At 57.3% G+C, this 16,558-nt stretch carries 13 protein-coding genes; 5 read left to right on the plus strand and 8 right to left on the minus strand.

Features of this window, described 5'->3' with window-relative positions:
• Nucleotides 1–2 precede the first annotated feature (2 nt).
• Nucleotides 3–1,289, plus strand: a complete 1,287-nt coding sequence (locus tag RTE01_RS19830; protein ID WP_041147054.1) for an ABC transporter substrate-binding protein — start codon at nt 3–5, stop codon at nt 1,287–1,289.
• 113 nt (nt 1,290–1,402) lie between these two features.
• Here RTE01_RS19830 and RTE01_RS19835 read toward each other — a convergent pair whose 3' ends face one another.
• The 3 genes from RTE01_RS19835 to RTE01_RS19845 all read right to left on the minus strand — a co-directional run bounded on the left by RTE01_RS19835 (nt 1,403) and on the right by RTE01_RS19845 (nt 5,692).
• Nucleotides 1,403–2,746, minus strand: a complete 1,344-nt coding sequence (locus RTE01_RS19835; protein ID WP_134527598.1) for a carbohydrate porin — start codon at nt 2,744–2,746, stop codon at nt 1,403–1,405.
• 252 nt (nt 2,747–2,998) lie between these two features.
• Nucleotides 2,999–4,432 carry a glycoside hydrolase family 32 protein gene (locus tag RTE01_RS19840; RefSeq protein ID WP_041147056.1) on the minus strand — a complete coding sequence of 478 codons (1,434 nt, stop codon included), beginning with the start codon at nt 4,430–4,432 and terminating at the stop codon, nt 2,999–3,001.
• 18 nt (nt 4,433–4,450) lie between these two features.
• Nucleotides 4,451–5,692, minus strand: coding sequence for an MFS transporter (locus tag RTE01_RS19845; protein WP_041147057.1), 1,242 nt, complete (start codon nt 5,690–5,692; stop codon nt 4,451–4,453).
• Nucleotides 5,693–5,937: 245 nt separating this feature from the next.
• Between RTE01_RS19845 and RTE01_RS19850 the strand changes: the two genes are divergently transcribed.
• Complete coding sequence (locus RTE01_RS19850; RefSeq protein WP_041147058.1) at nt 5,938–6,933, plus strand: LacI family DNA-binding transcriptional regulator; 996 nt, start codon at nt 5,938–5,940, stop codon at nt 6,931–6,933.
• On the opposite strand, the gene araE is transcribed toward RTE01_RS19850, so the two are convergent.
• Nucleotides 6,934–8,352: an arabinose-proton symporter AraE gene (araE, locus tag RTE01_RS19855; RefSeq protein WP_041147059.1), complete on the minus strand. Its 1,419-nt coding sequence runs from the start codon at nt 8,350–8,352 to the stop codon at nt 6,934–6,936. It abuts the gene before it with no gap.
• A gap of 307 nt (nt 8,353–8,659) precedes the next feature.
• On the minus strand, nt 8,660–9,421 hold the full coding sequence (gene kduD / locus RTE01_RS19860; protein WP_076945931.1) for a 2-dehydro-3-deoxy-D-gluconate 5-dehydrogenase KduD: 762 nt from the start codon (nt 9,419–9,421) through the stop codon (nt 8,660–8,662).
• 545 nt (nt 9,422–9,966) lie between these two features.
• Between kduD and RTE01_RS19865 the strand changes: the two genes are divergently transcribed.
• The gene (locus tag RTE01_RS19865) at nt 9,967–11,142 is read left to right on the plus strand and encodes an oligogalacturonate lyase family protein (protein ID WP_115191976.1); all 1,176 of its coding nucleotides are present in this window, start codon (nt 9,967–9,969) and stop codon (nt 11,140–11,142) included.
• A 216-nt stretch (nt 11,143–11,358) separates the two neighbouring features.
• Here RTE01_RS19865 and RTE01_RS19870 read toward each other — a convergent pair whose 3' ends face one another.
• From RTE01_RS19870 to RTE01_RS19885, 3 genes are all read right to left on the minus strand, one after another.
• Nucleotides 11,359–12,054, minus strand: a complete 696-nt coding sequence (locus RTE01_RS19870; protein WP_041147062.1) for an oligogalacturonate-specific porin KdgM family protein — start codon at nt 12,052–12,054, stop codon at nt 11,359–11,361.
• 257 nt (nt 12,055–12,311) lie between these two features.
• Nucleotides 12,312–13,490 carry an acetyl-CoA C-acetyltransferase gene (locus RTE01_RS19880; protein ID WP_115191975.1) on the minus strand — a complete coding sequence of 393 codons (1,179 nt, stop codon included), beginning with the start codon at nt 13,488–13,490 and terminating at the stop codon, nt 12,312–12,314.
• Between the two features lie 116 nt (nt 13,491–13,606).
• A complete protein-coding gene (locus tag RTE01_RS19885) occupies nt 13,607–14,476 on the minus strand; it encodes a LysR family transcriptional regulator (RefSeq protein WP_115191974.1) in 870 nt (289 codons plus the stop codon).
• Between the two features lie 140 nt (nt 14,477–14,616).
• Here RTE01_RS19885 and RTE01_RS19890 point away from each other — a divergent pair, with 140 nt between their 5' ends.
• Together RTE01_RS19890 and RTE01_RS19895 are read left to right on the plus strand one after the other, a co-directional pair.
• Nucleotides 14,617–15,078, plus strand: coding sequence for a multidrug/biocide efflux PACE transporter (locus tag RTE01_RS19890; RefSeq protein WP_041147065.1), 462 nt, complete (start codon nt 14,617–14,619; stop codon nt 15,076–15,078).
• A gap of 135 nt (nt 15,079–15,213) precedes the next feature.
• On the plus strand, nt 15,214–16,443 hold the full coding sequence (locus RTE01_RS19895; protein ID WP_115191972.1) for an amino acid permease: 1,230 nt from the start codon (nt 15,214–15,216) through the stop codon (nt 16,441–16,443).
• Nucleotides 16,444–16,558: the final 115 nt, after the last annotated feature.

Here is a 16,558-nt window from a genome sequence, read left to right on the forward strand (position 1 = left end):
AAATGAAAAAAGTGCTCTTAAGCGCCGCAATCTCCGCCACTCTGGGCCTGACCGCGCTACCTTCTCTGGCACAGGATGTCGACCTGCGCATGTCCTGGTGGGGCGGCAACGGCCGCCATCAGGTGACCCTGAAAGCGCTGGAAGAATTTCATAAGCAGAACCCGGATATTAACGTCAAAGCGGAATATACCGGCTGGGACGGCCACCTTTCGCGCCTGACCACGCAAATCGCCGGCGGCACCGAGCCGGACGTGATGCAGACCAACTGGAACTGGCTGCCTATTTTCTCGAAAAATGGCGACGGCTTCTACGACCTCAATAAGATGAAGGACGTCATCGATCTCAGCCAGTTTGACGCGAAGGAGCTGCAGTCCACCACCGTGAACGGCAAGCTCAACGGCATTCCTATTTCCGTGACCGCCCGCGTCTTCTACTTTAACGATGAAACCTGGAAAAAAGCCGGCGTCGCCTACCCAAAAACCTGGGATGAGCTGATGGCGGCGGGAAAAGCCTTTGAAAGCAAGCTCGGCAAGCAGTACTACCCGGTGGTGCTGGAGCACCAGGACACCCTGGCGCTGCTGAACTCTTACATGATTCAGAAGTACAACCAGCCGGCTATCGACGATAAAACCAAGAAATTCTCCTACAGCAAAGAGCAGTGGGTCGAGTTTTTCCAGATGTATAAAAAGCTTATCGACAGCCACGTCATGCCGGACACCAAATACTACGCCTCGTTTGGCAAAAGCAATATGTACGAGATGAAGCCGTGGATTCAGGGCGAGTGGGCGGGGACCTACATGTGGAACTCCACCATCAACAAATACTCCGACAACCTGAAGCCGCCGGCGAAGCTGGAGCTGGGTGAATACCCGATGCTGCCGGGTGCCACCGACGCCGGCCTGTTCTTTAAGCCCGCGCAGATGCTCTCGATCGGTAAATCAACGAAAAACCCGGAAGCGGCGGCGAAGGTGATTAACTTCCTGCTCAACAGCAAAGCCGGGGTCGATACCTTAGGACTCGAGCGCGGCGTGCCGCTGAGTAAAGTGGCGGTGCAGTACCTGACCGAGGACGGCACAATCAAGGCCGACGATCCGGCGGTTTCCGGGCTGAAGCTGGCGCAGTCCCTGCCGGCGAAGCTCTCCGTGTCGCCCTACTTCGACGACCCGCAGATCGTAGCCCAGTTCGGCACCTCACTGCAGTACATCGATTACGGGCAGAAATCCGTAGAAGAGACGGCGGCGGACTTCCAGCGTCAGTCGGACCGCATTCTCAAGCGCGCCATGCGCTAATTCAGCCCTGCCAAACCTCCCCCGCGGCTCCCGCTGCGGGGGATTTTTTTGCCAGAATCCCGTCATGAAAGGCAAACCACTCCGCCGGACGCCGGGACCGACGGATTTTTCCCTCAGAAGAAGTATTTGAAGCGTACGCGAGCGCCGTAGCGTTCATCCGATCCCGCGCTTTTCTCCGCCGACGAATCCAGCCACGAGGCGTAGGCGCCGAGGTAAATGTTAAAATTCGCCATATCCATGATATTCGGCAGCAGCCACGAGGCGTGCAGCGTGTGGATGTCATAGCGCCCTGGGGCGAGTACGGCACACTCGTTGTCGCATTCTGCGCTTACGCCCGCCAGATTAAACTGGTCGATTTTGTTATGCGCGTAGATGTAGCCCAGCTCCACGCGATGCCATAGCGCGTTGATGCCGGCGCTGAAGTCCTGCTCATCCGTGGCGTCGAGATAGGCGGTACTCAGATTCACCACCGCGCCATCTTCGGCATCGGCCTTCAGCGTGTTCCAGCTCATGGTCATGCCGTAGCCGGTACGGCTCGACTGGTCGACCCAGCGGCCGCGTGAGTCCTGATAGCCGTAGGCGTTATTGACGAGGTTACTCTCCATCGCCGCCGCCACCGACCACGCGCCGGATTGCCACGCCACTACCGGACGCACGTAGGCGACGTTTTTCTGGTTATCCAGCGCGTTGCCGTGGTAGTTGCGATCGACGAACAGCGTGCTGCCGTCCTCCACCAGCGTATTCACCTCGAAGTACCAGTTGTCGAGATTTTTGCTCAGCAGGAAGTTGCCGCCGCTGCTGCTGCGTCCGCGCCCCTCTTTCATCATATAGATATAGCCGTAGCCGTCGCTGTAAAGATCGTTCGCCGTATTGCCGGAATATTCAATAAAGGTATCCTGATTCAGCGGAAACATATCGTAGGCTTCAAAGCGCCCAATTTTAATTTTCCAGTCATCCTGCTGGCCAAAGAAAAAGGCCGCATCGTCCAGATTCATCTTGCCATTAATATCCGCCAGCGGCTGTACGCTAAAGCCGGCATACTTGCCATCGGCCCCTTTCCGCAGGCCATCGAAACCGAGAAGAATACGTCCGTTAATATCCCAGCGCTCTTTTTTCCCCGGCGCCCAGTTTTTATTTGCGCTGGTTCTCACCGAGGTCAGGCTACCGGTACGGCTGGCGCCGTCCATATTAAACTCAACGTCGCCATAAAACTTTAATTCGCCATAATCATTGACCTGCAGCGCGGGTTTGGCCGCCGCGTTGCTGGCCACGACCGCCGGCTTCCCCTGACGCTTTAGCGCCCGAATCTCCGCCTCGGCGCTGGTCGCACGCTGCTCGGTCTCCTGCAGCCGCTGCTCCATTTGCGCCAGCCGTTCTTCGAGTGTTAATGGTGCCTGCGCATTAGCCAGAGGGGTAAATAAAGACGACAGAAAGCACCCGACCCAGATTTTATTCATCGGTAAACCCTTTTATTATTTAATTAAATGAAATCTTTATTTATACCCTAAATAATTCGAGCGGCATCAAGGCGGCAAGAGAGCAAGTCCCCAGGCGCTTACTGAAGTAAGTGACCAGGGTGAGAGAGTGCAGCCAACGCATATGCAGCCTGAAGTATGCCGGGTATACAGGTAAAGCACGACGATGATGACAATAATAACCCGCCCATCGTCACAGACGGGTTATTAACGACAGAATAAACAGTAATTATATTATTCGAGCTGCCAGGCCCCGGCCTCAGATAAGCTGGCCGATCCGCTCCACGCAAATAGGGTTAATTCACGACGGTCAGCATCCGGATAAATACGGCTGCTGAGGCAGGCTTCGCCCTCGTTAACGAAGACCTCGACGGAAGAGCTGTCGAAGAATATCCGTAGACTGAGCGGCGCCCCGGCGGTTAACGGCACGCTGCGCGCGCCGCACAGGCCATGCTGCGGATAGTGACGTTCCAGCACCAGGCGCTGCATCTGCGCATCAACGTAGACCCGCAGACCGTCGCCGAAGCTGAGGCCATATTGCTCAGCGCTACAGTTGGCGCTGTCCCAGCGCAGGATAACCTCCATCGCCTCGCACTTTTCCACCAGCATGGTCTGCTGGTTTTTCAAGGTGCTCACCGGCCACGGGAACCACGCTCCGCGCAGGCTTTCGACCTCTTTCGCCGGGCGCATCTGCAGCCGCCTGTCGGCGCTCAGGCTCAGCTCGCGCGGCAGCGAGAGCATCCCCGCCCAGCCGTCCTGCTGCTCCGGCAGCGGCGACTCCCACATATCCAGCCAGCCGATAACGATCCGCCGACCGTCCGGCGTCAGGAAGCTCTGCGGCGCATAAAAATCATGCCCGCTGTCCATCTCAACGAACTCGCCTTCACGCACAAAGGTGCCGCCCGGCTGCCAGTCGCCGAGCAGGTAGCCGCTCTGGAACAGGTTGCGATTCTGATAGCCCTGCGCCGCCATTCCCTGCGGAGAAAACATCAGCACGCGCCTGTCGTTGAGGGCAAAAAAGTCCGGGCACTCCCACATGTAGCCCATCTCTTTTTCCGCCTCATCAAGCACGCCGGCGTCCTGCCACTGGCGCAGATCGGCCGAACGGTACAGGCGCACCTGGCCGACATCGCCGAGGCGCGCGCCGACGATCATGTACCAGCTATCGCCCTCGCGCCACACCTTAGGATCGCGGAAATGGTGCAGCCCCGGCGGGGTATCGAGGACGATCCCCTGGCGCTCAAAGTGGATGCCGTCGCGGCTGGTCGCCAGGCACTGCACCTGATACAGGTTGGCCTCGTCGTTCGGGTCACCGTGGAATTTATGCCCGGTATAAATCAGCGCCAGCGTGTCGCCGTCGACCACCGCGGAGCCGGAGAAGCAGCCATCTTTATCCTCCGGGCCTTCCGGCGCCAGCGCCACCGGCAGATGCTCCCAGTGCACCAAATCTTTACTGCGCGCATGACCCCAGTGCATCGGCCCCCACTGCGTCGAGTAGGGATGGTGCTGGTAAAAGGCGTGATACCAGCCGTCGAACCACACCAGGCCGTTAGGATCGTTGATCCAGCCCGCGCGGGCGGCAAGATGGTAGCGCGGGTACCAGCGCAGGTTCAGCGCATCGCTTTTCGCCTGCAGTTCCTGTTCGGCGTTGCTAATTGAGTAGGTCATAGTCTTCACTCTTTTCATTCAAATAACGGAAGGTTGCGGCATCAGCGGGTCCGATGGTGACTTAGCCGAGCGCAGCAAGAAGATGGAGATAAAGGTGGTGAAGAACACCAGCAGGCCCATAATCAAATAGGACCGGGCAAAGCCGTATATCTCGTAGCTATAGCCCGCCAGCGGCGACAGCACGGTAGCAATAACCGAGCTGGTGCAGGCAAAGCCCACCAGATAGAGCGTCGATGAGAGGCGCTTATCAAAGTTTAAGCTGTTGTATTTAAAGATAGATACCAGCAGGATCGGCAGCTCCACCGCGTGCAGCAGCTTGGTGATAGAGATGAGCAGCGGCCCCTCCACCAGCCCGGAGGCCACCATCCGCAGCGCCATCACCATGCCGGCGAAAATCAGGCCATTTTTAGCGCCAATGCGGTTAACCAGCCAGGGCGCGCAGAACATCCCCGCCGCCTCAAGAAACACCTGGAAAGAGTTCAGGTAGCCGTACATGGCGTTGCCCTCCTGCAGGGTGGCGAACTGCGAGGAGAAGTAGACCGGGAACTGCTGGTCATAGACGCCGTAAATACAGGTGCCGACGACGAAAAACACCAGCGCCCAGAAGCGGCGCAGGGTGAGCAGACGCAGCGCGTCCTCCAGCGTCACCTTGCCGCCCGCTACCGCTTCCTCCATCGCCTGCGGTGCAGAGGAGACCCGCAGCCGCGCCAGCAGGAAAAAGAACACCAGGCCGGAGCAGCTGGCGACGGCAAAGTTCAGCTTCGGGTTGATGTTAAACAGCAGGCCGGCAAAAAAGGTCGCCACCGCCCAGCCCAGCGATCCCCACATCCGCGCCTTGCCGAATTCAAACTGGCTCTGGCGCGCCACGCGCTCGGTGTAGGACTCCAGCACGCCGATGCCGCCGTTGAAGGTCAGGCCGATGTAGATCCCGCCAAAAATACTGCCGAGAAAAATGTTAATGCCCAGCAGGTAGCCAAACAGCAGATAGGCAGGCCCGGAGAGGATCAGCAGCGCGGTGATATACCAGAGCAGATTTTTACGCAGGCCGAGCTTGTCCTGAATAAAGCCGTAGCAAATTTGGGCAAACAGCGCTGAAACGGAGAGAACCGCGTAGATGATGCCGGTATCCCCCGCCTTCAGGCCGACCTCCTGATGGAGCCAGATAGAGAGCAAAGAGCCGGACGAAGACCAGGTCACGAAAAAGAAGAACAGTAAGGCGCTGAGTATCGGATAGCTGTGAGAGTGATGTGCTTTCATCATGACGTTCTCTGTTGGAGTAATGCGCAGATGGTAACGTTAACAAAACACAAAACTCATGCCCTTTTGCTGAGATACATGATGTTAATCACATAAGTTAACGTTAACATAACGGAGATGCGATCGCGATCAAATATTCCTCGCCATCGCTGCGGCGCATCCTGCGATAGAATATCGCATATGATCCTTTTACATCAGCGACTTAGTTATATAGCCTGTTGCCTGGCGACAGCGTTGGAGTGGTAAATATGGCATCCTTGAAAGATGTGGCAAAACTGGCAAACGTCTCTCTGATGACGGTCTCACGGGCGCTGAATAGCCCGGAGCGCCTGAAACCAGAGACTCTGGCTCGCGTTCAGGCCGCCATTGAACAAACCAACTACGTCCCCGATCTCTCCGCCAAAAAAATACGCGGCGCCCACGCCACGCCGAATACCATCGGGGTTCTGGCGCTGGATACCGTCACCACCCCCTTCTCGGTGGAAATTACGCTCTCAATCGAAGAAACCGCGCGGGCGCACGGCTGGAACAGCTTCGTGGTCAACATGTTTTCCGACGATAGCCCGGACACCATCGTCGACCTGCTGCTCTCCCACCGGCCGGACGGGATTATCTACACCACCATGGGGCTGCGCCAGGTGCCGCTCCCGGCCAAGCTGCTGACCCTCCCCTGCGTGCTGGCCAACTGCGAAAGCCTGCACGACCCGGTGGCCAGCTATATTCCGGACGACGAGCAGGGTCAGTATGCGGCGGTACAGGCCCTGCTGGCGGCGGGCTATCGCCGTCCGCTGTGCCTGCATCTGCCGGCGAAGCATCTGGCGACCGTGCGCCGACGCCAGGGGCTGGAGCGCGCCTGTCGCGAAGCGGGTCTCGATCCGCATACGCTCGAACACAGCTATATGGAGTATGGCGATGAGCACTATCGCGACATCCCGGCGATGCTGCTGGCAAACATTCGCGCGGGTAAGCCGCAGTTCGATGCGGTGATTTGCGGTAACGATCGCATCGCTTTTATGGTCTATCAGACGCTGCTGGCGCAGGGGCTGCGCATCCCGCAGGACGTGGCGGTGGTCGGTTACGATAATATGGTCGGCATTGGCGATCTGTTTTTACCGCCGCTCTCAACGGTGCAGCTTCCGCATTATGAAATAGGGCGCCTGAGCGCCCTGCATATTATTAACGGCGACAGCCATCGGGATACGGTACGGGTTGCCAGCCCCTGGCTGCCGAGGGAGTCGCTGTAATCAGTTACCAATATCGCGCAGCTTCTTGCCGGACATCAGGTTGCGCTCGATGTGCTCAAGGGTGACGTTTTTGGTTTCCGGGATCAGCCAGAAGGTCACCCCGATAAAGGCGACGTTGAGCACGGTGTAGAGCCAGAAGGTGCCGGCGGCGCCAATCGCGTCAAGCAGCGTCAGGAAGGTCGCGCCGATAATCATATTCGACACCCAGTTGGTGGTGGTGGAGCAGGTGATGCCGAAGTCGCGGCACTTCAGCGGCTGAATTTCCGAGCACAGGATCCACACCACCGGGGCGGCGCTCATGGCATAGCCGGCAATACACATCATGGTCATGCCGACGGAAAGCCAGGATAAGCCGCTGGAGGCGGTGCCGTTATCAAACTGCATCAGGCAGTAGCCGAGCACCAGCGTGCCCAGCGCCATCACGCTAAAGCCAATTTTCAGCGCCGGTTTACGCCCGGCTTTGTCCACGGTGAACACCGCAATAAAGGTGGCAAACATAAAGGTCAGGCCGACGACGAGGGTCGCCATCATCTGCTGCTCGGTGGTGGTGAAGCCCGCCATTTTAAAAATACGCGGCGCGTAGTACATGATGATATTCATCCCGGTGAACTGCTGCATCGCCTGCAGCAGCATGCCGAGGAACACCGCCCGACGGACGTTGCGGTTGATCTTAAACAGCGCCCAGCCGCCCTGCTTGAGCTTCAGGCTTTCGCGAATTTCATTGAGCTCATCCCGGGCTTTCTCCGAGGTATCGCGCAGCATGCGCAGCACCTCTTCCGCCTCGACGTGGCGCCCCTTCTCCGCCAGCCAGCGCGGGCTGTTGGGCAGGAACACCACCAGCACAATCAGCAGGACCGCAGGCAGCGCCAGCACTCCCAGCATGGCGCGCCAGTTGCCGCTGTAGCTAAACGCCGTATCGGATAGAAAGGCCATCACGATCCCCAGAGTCACCATCAGCTGATACATGCTTATCATCTTCCCGCGGACATTTTCACTCGCCATTTCAGAGAGATAAAGCGGCGCGGTGTAGGAGGCGATCCCGACGGCAACGCCGAGGAGGACCCTCGCCAGCAGCAGGACCTCGACGCTGTCGGCAAAGGCGGAGCCGATGGATCCGGCAACAAAGAGTATCGCCCCGACCATCAGGCTGTATTTACGCCCGAGACGGAAAGAGAGCCAGCCGTTGAACAACGCGCCGACGGCAGCGCCCAGCATCATGCTGCTGACCACCCACTCCTGCAGGCGGCTGGATAGGGCAAAATGATCGGTAATAAAGGGCAACGCCCCGGCAATCACCCCGATATCGAGGCCAAAAAGGAGTCCGGCCACCGCGGCGGCAATGGAGACAAACTGGTTCATGCGCCGGGTATCACGCTGCGTACGCGGCATTAACGTAGAGTCATTATTAATTGAGGTCATTTTTCCCTGCCAGAACATAGTAAGACGTGATGAGAAAGTACGGGATCGGCGGGGTAATGTGTCAGGGTGGAGATGCCAAAGATATGGACTAATTAGCTACTATCCATCGTTTTGTGATGGACATTCAACTTTCATAACGGCGCGACAATTTATCAACTACAGATAAAAATTCAATAATCATGCGAGTTATCACCACCCCATAACTAATTAATATGGATTATTTTCATTTATTAATATGGACAATTAATGTTCACACATAAAAAAACCTGCCGTCTGTGGCAGGTTTTTATTCGGCAAAGCGGGAAGATTAGCGCGCCAGCCAGCCGCCATCCACCGCCACGGTATAGCCGTTGATGTAGTCAGACGCGCTGGAGGAGAGGAACACCACCGGCCCCATTAAATCGCTCGGCAAACCCCAGCGGCCCGCCGGAATACGCTCAAGAATTTCGGCACTGCGCTGCTCGTCGGCGCGCAGCTGCTGGGTATTGTTGGTCGCCATGTAGCCCGGTGCGATAGCGTTAACGTTGATGTTGTGCTTCGCCCACTCGTTCGCCAGCAGGCGGGTCACGCCCATCACGCCGCTTTTTGAGGCGGTGTAGGAAGGCACGCGAATACCGCCCTGGAAAGAGAGCATGGAGGCGATGTTGATGATTTTGCCGCCGTTGCCCTGGGCAATGAAGTGCTTCGCTGCCGCCTGAGACATAAAGAACACGCTCTTGATGTTCAGATCCATCACGTCATCCCAGTCCTTTTCGCTGAACTCAAGGGCATCCTGACGGCGGATCAGGCCAGCGTTGTTGACCAGAATATCGATATGGCCAAATTCAGCGACGGCGCGCTCCAGCAGCTGCGGGATCCCCTCAATCTGGCGCAGGTCGGCGGTCAGGCTCAGAAAACGACGGCCCAGCGCGGTGACGCGCTCAATGGTCTCCGTTGGCTCAACAATATTGATACCGACAATATCGCAGCCCGCTTCCGCCAGCCCTACCGCCATGCCCTGGCCCAGCCCGGTGTCACATCCGGTCACAACGGCCACTTTACCCTGGAGAGAGAATGTATCGAGTATCATACCTGGTTCCTTTATCTTTCAGATAGCCCGTACTACACAGGCGAGGTTCTATAGGTTCGACCGGCTGCTTGCGCTGGCCATTATGTAAGAAGAACTCTCTGGGGCTGGCCCATCATAAAAATAAAACAGAGTTCCGTTTTGCTAGTGGGCCCATCTTATCTCCGGGCAAGGTCATTTTCAATTATTATTAAAACATCGTTTCAATTTTTAGCGAGGCAAATATTAAAAATGCAAATCAGATCACGAAGCGCTGACCCGACCTGAAACAATAAAGAGTGAAATTCATTTAAATACAAAGCATTATAGAAACTTAGAAAATCATCATCAGATCGCAGAAAGTCGGCATAAAAACAAAGCTCCCTCTTTATACCGCTGCCTGTAGGCAAAAAAGTGCGATCCAGAGCAGGAAGTTATTGCGAACTGCGCTCGCCATCACAAATAATGAAACGATGTTTTGATAAATTGACACCTATCTTTTAAATCAAACTCATCTGCTCACGCGCCCCTCAGGGAGGCGGCAGCGCAGGAAGGAAAAGGAGCACATCATGGCTAAAGGCATGCGGGTAAAACTCAACTATGAAGTCAGCCGCGATCCCGATACCGGGGCAGAGGTCACCCGCTTAACCCCTCCGGAAGTGACCTGCCATCGTAACTATTTCTATCAGAAATGCTTTTTCAACGACGGTAGCCATCTGCTGTTCGCCGGTGAATTCGACGGGCACTGGAACTACTACCTGCTGGATATCGCCGCGGCCGAAGCCGTCCAGCTCACCGAAGGGGCCGGCGACAACACCTTCGGCGGCTTCCTCTCGCCGGACGATACCTCCCTCTATTACGTTAAAAATGACCGCACGCTGCTGGAAGTTAACCTCACCACCCTGCAGGAGCGCGAAGTCTATCGCGTCGCCGACGAATGGGTGGGCTACGGAACCTGGGTCGCCAACAGCGACTGCAGCAAGCTGGTCGGCATTGAGATCGCCAAAAGCGACTGGACGCCGCTCAACGACTGGCAGACCTTCCACGACTTCTTCCATAAGGGCCCGCACTGCCGCCTGCTGGGCGTCGATTTGCAAACCGGTGAAAGCCGCACCATCCATGAAGAGAAAAACTGGCTGGGCCATCCTATTTATCGGCCGTTTGATGACAACACCGTCGCCTTCTGCCACGAAGGCCCGCACGATCTGGTTGATGCCCGCATGTGGATGGTGAATGAAGACGGCAGCAGCGTACGTAAAGTCAAAGAGCATGCCGAGGGCGAAAGCTGCACTCACGAGTTCTGGGTGCCGGACGGCTCGGCGCTGATGTACGTCTCCTACCTGAAGGGCCAGCAGGGACGCACCGTTTACCGCTTTAATCCGGATAGCGGCGTGAACGAAGCGCTGATGCAGATGCCCGCCTGTTCGCATCTGATGAGTAACTTTGACGGCACGCTGCTGGTGGGCGACGGTTCCGGCACCCCGGTAGACGTGAAGGATACCAGCGGCTATACCATCGATAACGACCCCTATCTGTACGTTTTCGACGTGGCGAAGCGGGCCTTCTTCCGCGTTGCGCGTCACGATACGTCGTGGGCAACCATCGCCAACAGCCGCCAGGTGACCCATCCGCACCCCTCCTTTACGCCGGACGACAGCGCGATCCTGTTTAGCTCCGATAAGGACGGTAAACCGGCTATCTATATCGCGAAGCTCCCCGAGCAGCGCGAGATGCTGCAGGCATAATCTGTTGTAACCTGAGTTTGATTGAGTACTTCTGTAACTGGCCTTGCCCTCCTTAGTGGAGGGCTTTTTTTGGCCCGCAGCCGGCTCAATTCCGGCGGACAGGGAGCGGTGAAGCGGACACTCGCCCGGCATGATTAATTAATAGAGGATGGCGGCGGAGCCACGGCAAAACCCCGGCTAACTGCGCCGGGGTCAACAATCAGGCGGGGTTTGCTATCAGAAGGTGTACGCCACGCCTACGCGGAAGCGGGTCTGGCGGTCGCTGCGGTCGTTGACGCCAACGTTACCCACCTCGCCGTAGGGCGCCCAGTTCTTATCCAGCTTATAGGCCAGCTTGACGTTATATTCCTGGGAGTAGGGTTTATTGTCATTACGGTTTACGCCTTCGCTACTGCGGGCATAAACGTAGTTCAGCTCGGTACGCCAGTCGCCCAGCACGAAGCCTGCCCACGCATCGCCGCGGTTAACTTTATCGTCCTCTTTGCCCGCGCTTGCCGGATAACGGGTGTAGTCGTAACGGTAGCGGGCGGCAACGTAGAAACCGTTATCGAAGCTGTACTGCACGCGCAGGTTCGGCTTATAGATTGAGCGGCTGTCGTTACTTTCAATATTGAAGCCCGGCGTGACGGAGAAATTCTTGTTCGCCTTCCACTGCCAGCTAATGGTTTCTTCATGCCCGTTGCCAACGAAGTCTGAATAAGGCTGATCGGTGTTATCCCCTCCTGACTTCCACTTTGCCTCGACGGAGAAACCAAAGCCGTTGGCGAACCGGTGCGACACGGAGACGCGGTCGGCATTGGTTTTATCGGTTTTACCGCCGTCGATGAATTCATGACGCAAATCCACCGTTACGGCTGCAGCAGAAAAAGACGCGGCACAGAGAGCAGCAAGGGCCAGAGATCGTGCAAACATAGGGTACCCCTCAAAATTAAAATTATGTTTCTATTTTATGAAACTGTATTTTATTTTTTAAGAGATGATGTTTTAGTGATCGAGATCGTAATTATTTGTTTCAAAAAACATGGCACATGAAGACGTGACAAAGCTCAACAAATAGGGCGGCTATTGGCCCTTTTTGCTGAGAACTATCGCGGAAATCGTGCTTAGCGCCGATAAAAAAGCCCCCTGATGACAGGAGGCTAAGAAGGGAAAATGCTTTTTGGCTGCCGCTACGCTCGCTCCACCGCCAGCGCGACGCCCTGGCCGCCGCCGATGCACAGCGTGGCCAGCCCTTTACGGGCGTCCTGCTTGATCATCTCGTGGACCAGCGAAACTAAAATGCGGCAGCCGGAGGCGCCGATCGGGTGGCCGAGGGCAATGGCGCCGCCGTTGACGTTCACCCGCCGCTCGTCCCACTCCAGCACCCTGCCCACCGAAATCGCCTGCGCGGCAAACGCCTCGTTGGCTTCAATAAGATCCACCTCGTCCAGCCGCCAGCCCGCTCTTTCCAGACAGCGGCGGGTCGCATGTACCGGCGCAATTCCCATTAGCGCCGGATCGACGCCTACGCTTGCGAACGCGCGGATCCGCGCGAGGATCGGCAGGCCAAGCTCCAGCGCCTTCGCCTCGCTCATCATCATCACCGCCGCCGCGCCGTCATTAATAGTTGAGGCATTGCCTGCGGTCACCGAACCCAGGCGGTCGAAGGTCGGCAGCAGACAGGCCAGGCCTTCGGCGCTGGCGTCCACCCGCGGCTGCTCATCGGTATCCACCCGCCGCGGCGCGCCGTTCAGCTCGGTCATTACCGGGACAATCTCGTCGCGAAAGCGGCCGGAGTCGATCGCCCGCCGCGCCTTATGCTGCGAGCTCAGCGCCCAGGCGTCCTGCAGCTCGCGGCTGATGCCGTACTCCCGCGCCAGGTTTTCCGCCGTCACGCCCATGTGATAATCATTGAACGCGTCCCACAGGCCGTCGTGAACCAGGCTATCGATCAGCTGGCTGTTTCCCAGCTGCGCCCCGGTGCGGCTGTCGGTCAACACGTGCGGCGCGCGGCTCATATTCTCCTGACCACCGGCAATCACCACGTCCGCCTCGCCGCACTGAATAGCCTGCGTAGCGAGATGCAGCGCCTTCAGCCCGGAACCGCAGACGTCGTTAATGGTGATCGCCGAAACGGTATTCGGCAGCCCGCCGCGGATCGCCGACTGGCGCGCAGGGTTCTGCCCGGTGCCGGCGGTTAAAACCTGCCCGAGGATCACTTCATCAATAGTGTGGGGATCGATTCCGGCGCGTTCGACCAAAGCCTTAACCACCAGACTCCCCAGCTCCACCGCCGAGTGGCGGGATAGCGCCCCCTGGAAGCAGCCAATAGGCGTCCGCAGCGCGCCGACGATCACGACATCTTTCATCCTCTACCTCTGCCTGCCTCTGTGCAAAGAAACAACAACATAGTAGAGAATTGTTATCAAAAAATTTCGCAAATGTTTAAAAAAAGTGAGGTAAATCACAAAGATTTGCGGCGATTTTACTGCTCCTGGCGCTGCAAATGCTGGCGCAGCCAGCTCCCCGCCTCTCCCGGCGGCGCCCGCTTATTCCACAGTAAATCTACGGATATCATCCGCGGCCAGCCCGCAATATCGAGCGGCACCAGGGTTCCGACGCCGGCAAACTCCTCAACCAGCGCGCAGGGCAAAATGCACCAGCCCAGCCCCTGCACCGCCATGCTGAGCAGCAGCAGATAGTTGGGCGCCGACCACACCTGCCCCTGAGCAGGATCGGCCCTGCTTTCCAGATAGGTGCTCAGCCGCAGCTCGCGCCAGCTGTGCAGCTCATCCCAGACGACCCTCCTCTGTGCCGCCAGCGGGTGCCGGGGCGCCACGTAAATCGCCATCGCGGTCTGTAGCGGCAGGCGCGTACAGCCGATTTCCGGAGGATAGCTATCCCTGGCCTCAACCAGCCCCACCTGCGCGCGCTCCTTTTGCAGCAGGTCGACAACGTCTTCATCCTCGCCGATCAGGCACTCAAATTCGGTGTGCGGGAAACGGCGGTCGAACTGCTCCAGCAGATCTTCAAGGACATCGGGATGCAGCGTATCGGAGAGCACAAACGTGAGCCGGGCTTCCGTTTCGCCGGAGAGAGAAATAGCCAGCTCATCGAGCCGGTCGCTTGCCGCCAGAATCGCCTTCACGTAGCTCAGCACCTGCTCGCCCTGCGGCGTCAGCACCGGCTGGCGGGCGGAACGATCGAACAGCGTCACCCCGAGGTCGGCTTCGAGGTTTGAGATAGCGGTGCTGACGGTGGACTGGCTTTTGCGCAGCCGGCGCGCGGCGGCGGAAAACGAGCCGCAGGCCACGGCTTCGACAAAAGCGGTGAGAGCTTCGGGAGAATAGCGCATGAACTATCTACTTTATCGATGGATTCTATCTTTTGTTTATCACATTTATCCATAAAATGCGGAGTAATTTCTTATAACGCGTTCAGCCTGCATCGCTAATAAACGGCTGTGAACGACGGCTTTACCCGGAGGTAAACACCATGCAACAGAGCAACCTGCAGCGTAAGTCGCTGATGGAACGTATTATTCACGCGGTCAGCTTTGAGGGCCTCGCCACGCTGATCCTCGCCCCTACCGCGGCCTGGCTGATGCAGCGCTCGGTGGTCGAAATGGGCGGCCTGAGCATTCTGCTCGCCACCCTGGCGATGGTCTGGAACCTGATTTATAACGCGATCTTTGACCGTATCTGGCCGGTTTCCCGGGTGGTAAGAACCCTCAAGGTTCGCGCCCTGCACGCCATCGGTTTTGAGTGCGGATTTATCACCATCGGCGTCACCGCCGTCGCGCTGCTCCTTGGCGTCTCGCTGATACAGGCGTTTATGCTGGAAATCGGCTTTATGCTGTTCTTCCTGCCCTACACCATGCTGTTCAACTGGGTCTGGGACACGCTGCGCGTGCGGGTACTGAAGCACCGTCAAACGCAGATCCCTACGCGTAGCTAAACGCGGGCGGATCGCCGGGGCTGCTCCCGGCGATCCTCGCGGCAGCCCGCCATCTAAAACTATCGCCACGACCAAAACATAGATGTGTTAAATTACACTCCTTTTTTTGGGTTTTACGGTTGATAAATTCATACAATGTCTAAAATTTGGTCTAAAGAAGAAACTCTCTGGAGTTTTGCCTTATATGGCACTGCCGTAGGCGCTGGCACTCTGTTTTTGCCAATCCAGCTAGGCTCCGCCGGCGCCGTTGTTCTGCTCATCACCGCACTGGTGGCGTGGCCGTTAACCTACTGGCCTCACAGGGCGCTGAGTCAATTTATCCTCTCCGCTAAGATAGCTCCCGGCGCTGGCATCACCGGTGCGGTCAACCACTATTACGGCAAGAAGGTCGGGAATCTGATCACCGCGCTCTACTTCCTCGCCTTTTTCGTGGTGGTCCTGATTTACGCCGTGGCGATCACCAACTCCCTCGCCGAACAGCTGGCGCGACATATCCCGATCACCGCCGGCGTCCGCGCGCTGCTCAGCCTCGCCGTCGTCCTGGTGCTGAACCTGATCTTCCTGATGGGCCGTCAGATAACGATTAAGGTGATGGGTTTTCTGGTGTTTCCGCTGATCGCCTGCTTCCTGTTCCTCTCTATCTATCTGATTGGTAACTGGCAGCCAGAGCACCTCACCAGCCAGATGCAGCTGAACTCGCATACGCTCCACCAGGTCTGGATCTCAATACCCGTGATGGTTTTCGCTTTTAGCCATACGCCGATTATTTCAACTTTTGCTATCGACCAGCAGGAGAAATACGGCGAACAGGCGATGGGTAAATGCAAAAAAATCATGAAAGTGGCCTACACCATCATCTGCGCCAGCGTGCTGTTTTTTGTCGTCAGCTGCCTGCTGGCGATACCGGCCACCTATATTGAAAGCGCGCGTCATGAAGGCGTCACCATCCTCTCCGCGCTGTCGATGATGCCCGGCTCCCCGGCCTGGCTGGCGGTAACCGGGATCGTCGTGGCGGTGGTGGCGATGTCAAAATCCTTCCTCGGAACCTACTTCGGGGTGATTGAGGGCGCCAGCGAAATCGTGAAAACCTCGCTGGGGCAGATGGGCATTCGCAAAAGCCGCGCCTTTAACCGCGCGATGTCGATCCTGCTGGTCTCGGCGCTGACCTTCACGGTGTGCTTTATTAACCCCAACGCCATCTCGATGATATACGCCATCAGCGGACCGCTGATCGCCATGATCCTGTTCATCATGCCGACCCTATCGACGTACATCATCCCCGCCCTCAAGCCATACCGATCGCTGGGTAATTTCATCACCCTGGTCGTCGGCCTGCTGTGCGTGTCGGTGATGTTCTTTAGCTAATCCTCCCCTGCGGCGACGGCCACCGCCGTTGCCGCACTTTCTGCTAATATTCCCGCCGCTGAAAATCCCCTGACCGGTTTACACTTAGAACTTGCTTATTATCAGGGGGAGTTTC

It is taken from the genome of Klebsiella terrigena (genome assembly GCF_006539725.1).
GTDB lineage: Bacteria > Pseudomonadota > Gammaproteobacteria > Enterobacterales > Enterobacteriaceae > Klebsiella > Klebsiella terrigena.

Excerpts from the sequence above, each read along its gene's own strand:
- RTE01_RS19830 (WP_041147054.1), top strand. The coding sequence starts at position 3 with ATGAAAAAAGTGCTCTTAAGCGCCGCAATCTCCGCCACTCTGGGCCTG.
- RTE01_RS19835 (WP_134527598.1), bottom strand. The coding sequence starts at position 2,746 with ATGAATAAAATCTGGGTCGGGTGCTTTCTGTCGTCTTTATTTACCCCT.
- RTE01_RS19840 (WP_041147056.1), bottom strand. The coding sequence starts at position 4,432 with ATGACCTACTCAATTAGCAACGCCGAACAGGAACTGCAGGCGAAAAGC.
- RTE01_RS19845 (WP_041147057.1), bottom strand. The coding sequence starts at position 5,692 with ATGATGAAAGCACATCACTCTCACAGCTATCCGATACTCAGCGCCTTA.
- RTE01_RS19850 (WP_041147058.1), top strand. The coding sequence starts at position 5,938 with ATGGCATCCTTGAAAGATGTGGCAAAACTGGCAAACGTCTCTCTGATG.
- araE (WP_041147059.1), bottom strand. The coding sequence starts at position 8,352 with ATGACCTCAATTAATAATGACTCTACGTTAATGCCGCGTACGCAGCGT.
- kduD (WP_076945931.1), bottom strand. The coding sequence starts at position 9,421 with ATGATACTCGATACATTCTCTCTCCAGGGTAAAGTGGCCGTTGTGACC.
- RTE01_RS19865 (WP_115191976.1), top strand. The coding sequence starts at position 9,967 with ATGGCTAAAGGCATGCGGGTAAAACTCAACTATGAAGTCAGCCGCGAT.
- RTE01_RS19870 (WP_041147062.1), bottom strand. The coding sequence starts at position 12,054 with ATGTTTGCACGATCTCTGGCCCTTGCTGCTCTCTGTGCCGCGTCTTTT.
- RTE01_RS19880 (WP_115191975.1), bottom strand. The coding sequence starts at position 13,490 with ATGAAAGATGTCGTGATCGTCGGCGCGCTGCGGACGCCTATTGGCTGC.
- RTE01_RS19885 (WP_115191974.1), bottom strand. The coding sequence starts at position 14,476 with ATGCGCTATTCTCCCGAAGCTCTCACCGCTTTTGTCGAAGCCGTGGCC.
- RTE01_RS19890 (WP_041147065.1), top strand. The coding sequence starts at position 14,617 with ATGCAACAGAGCAACCTGCAGCGTAAGTCGCTGATGGAACGTATTATT.
- RTE01_RS19895 (WP_115191972.1), top strand. The coding sequence starts at position 15,214 with ATGTCTAAAATTTGGTCTAAAGAAGAAACTCTCTGGAGTTTTGCCTTA.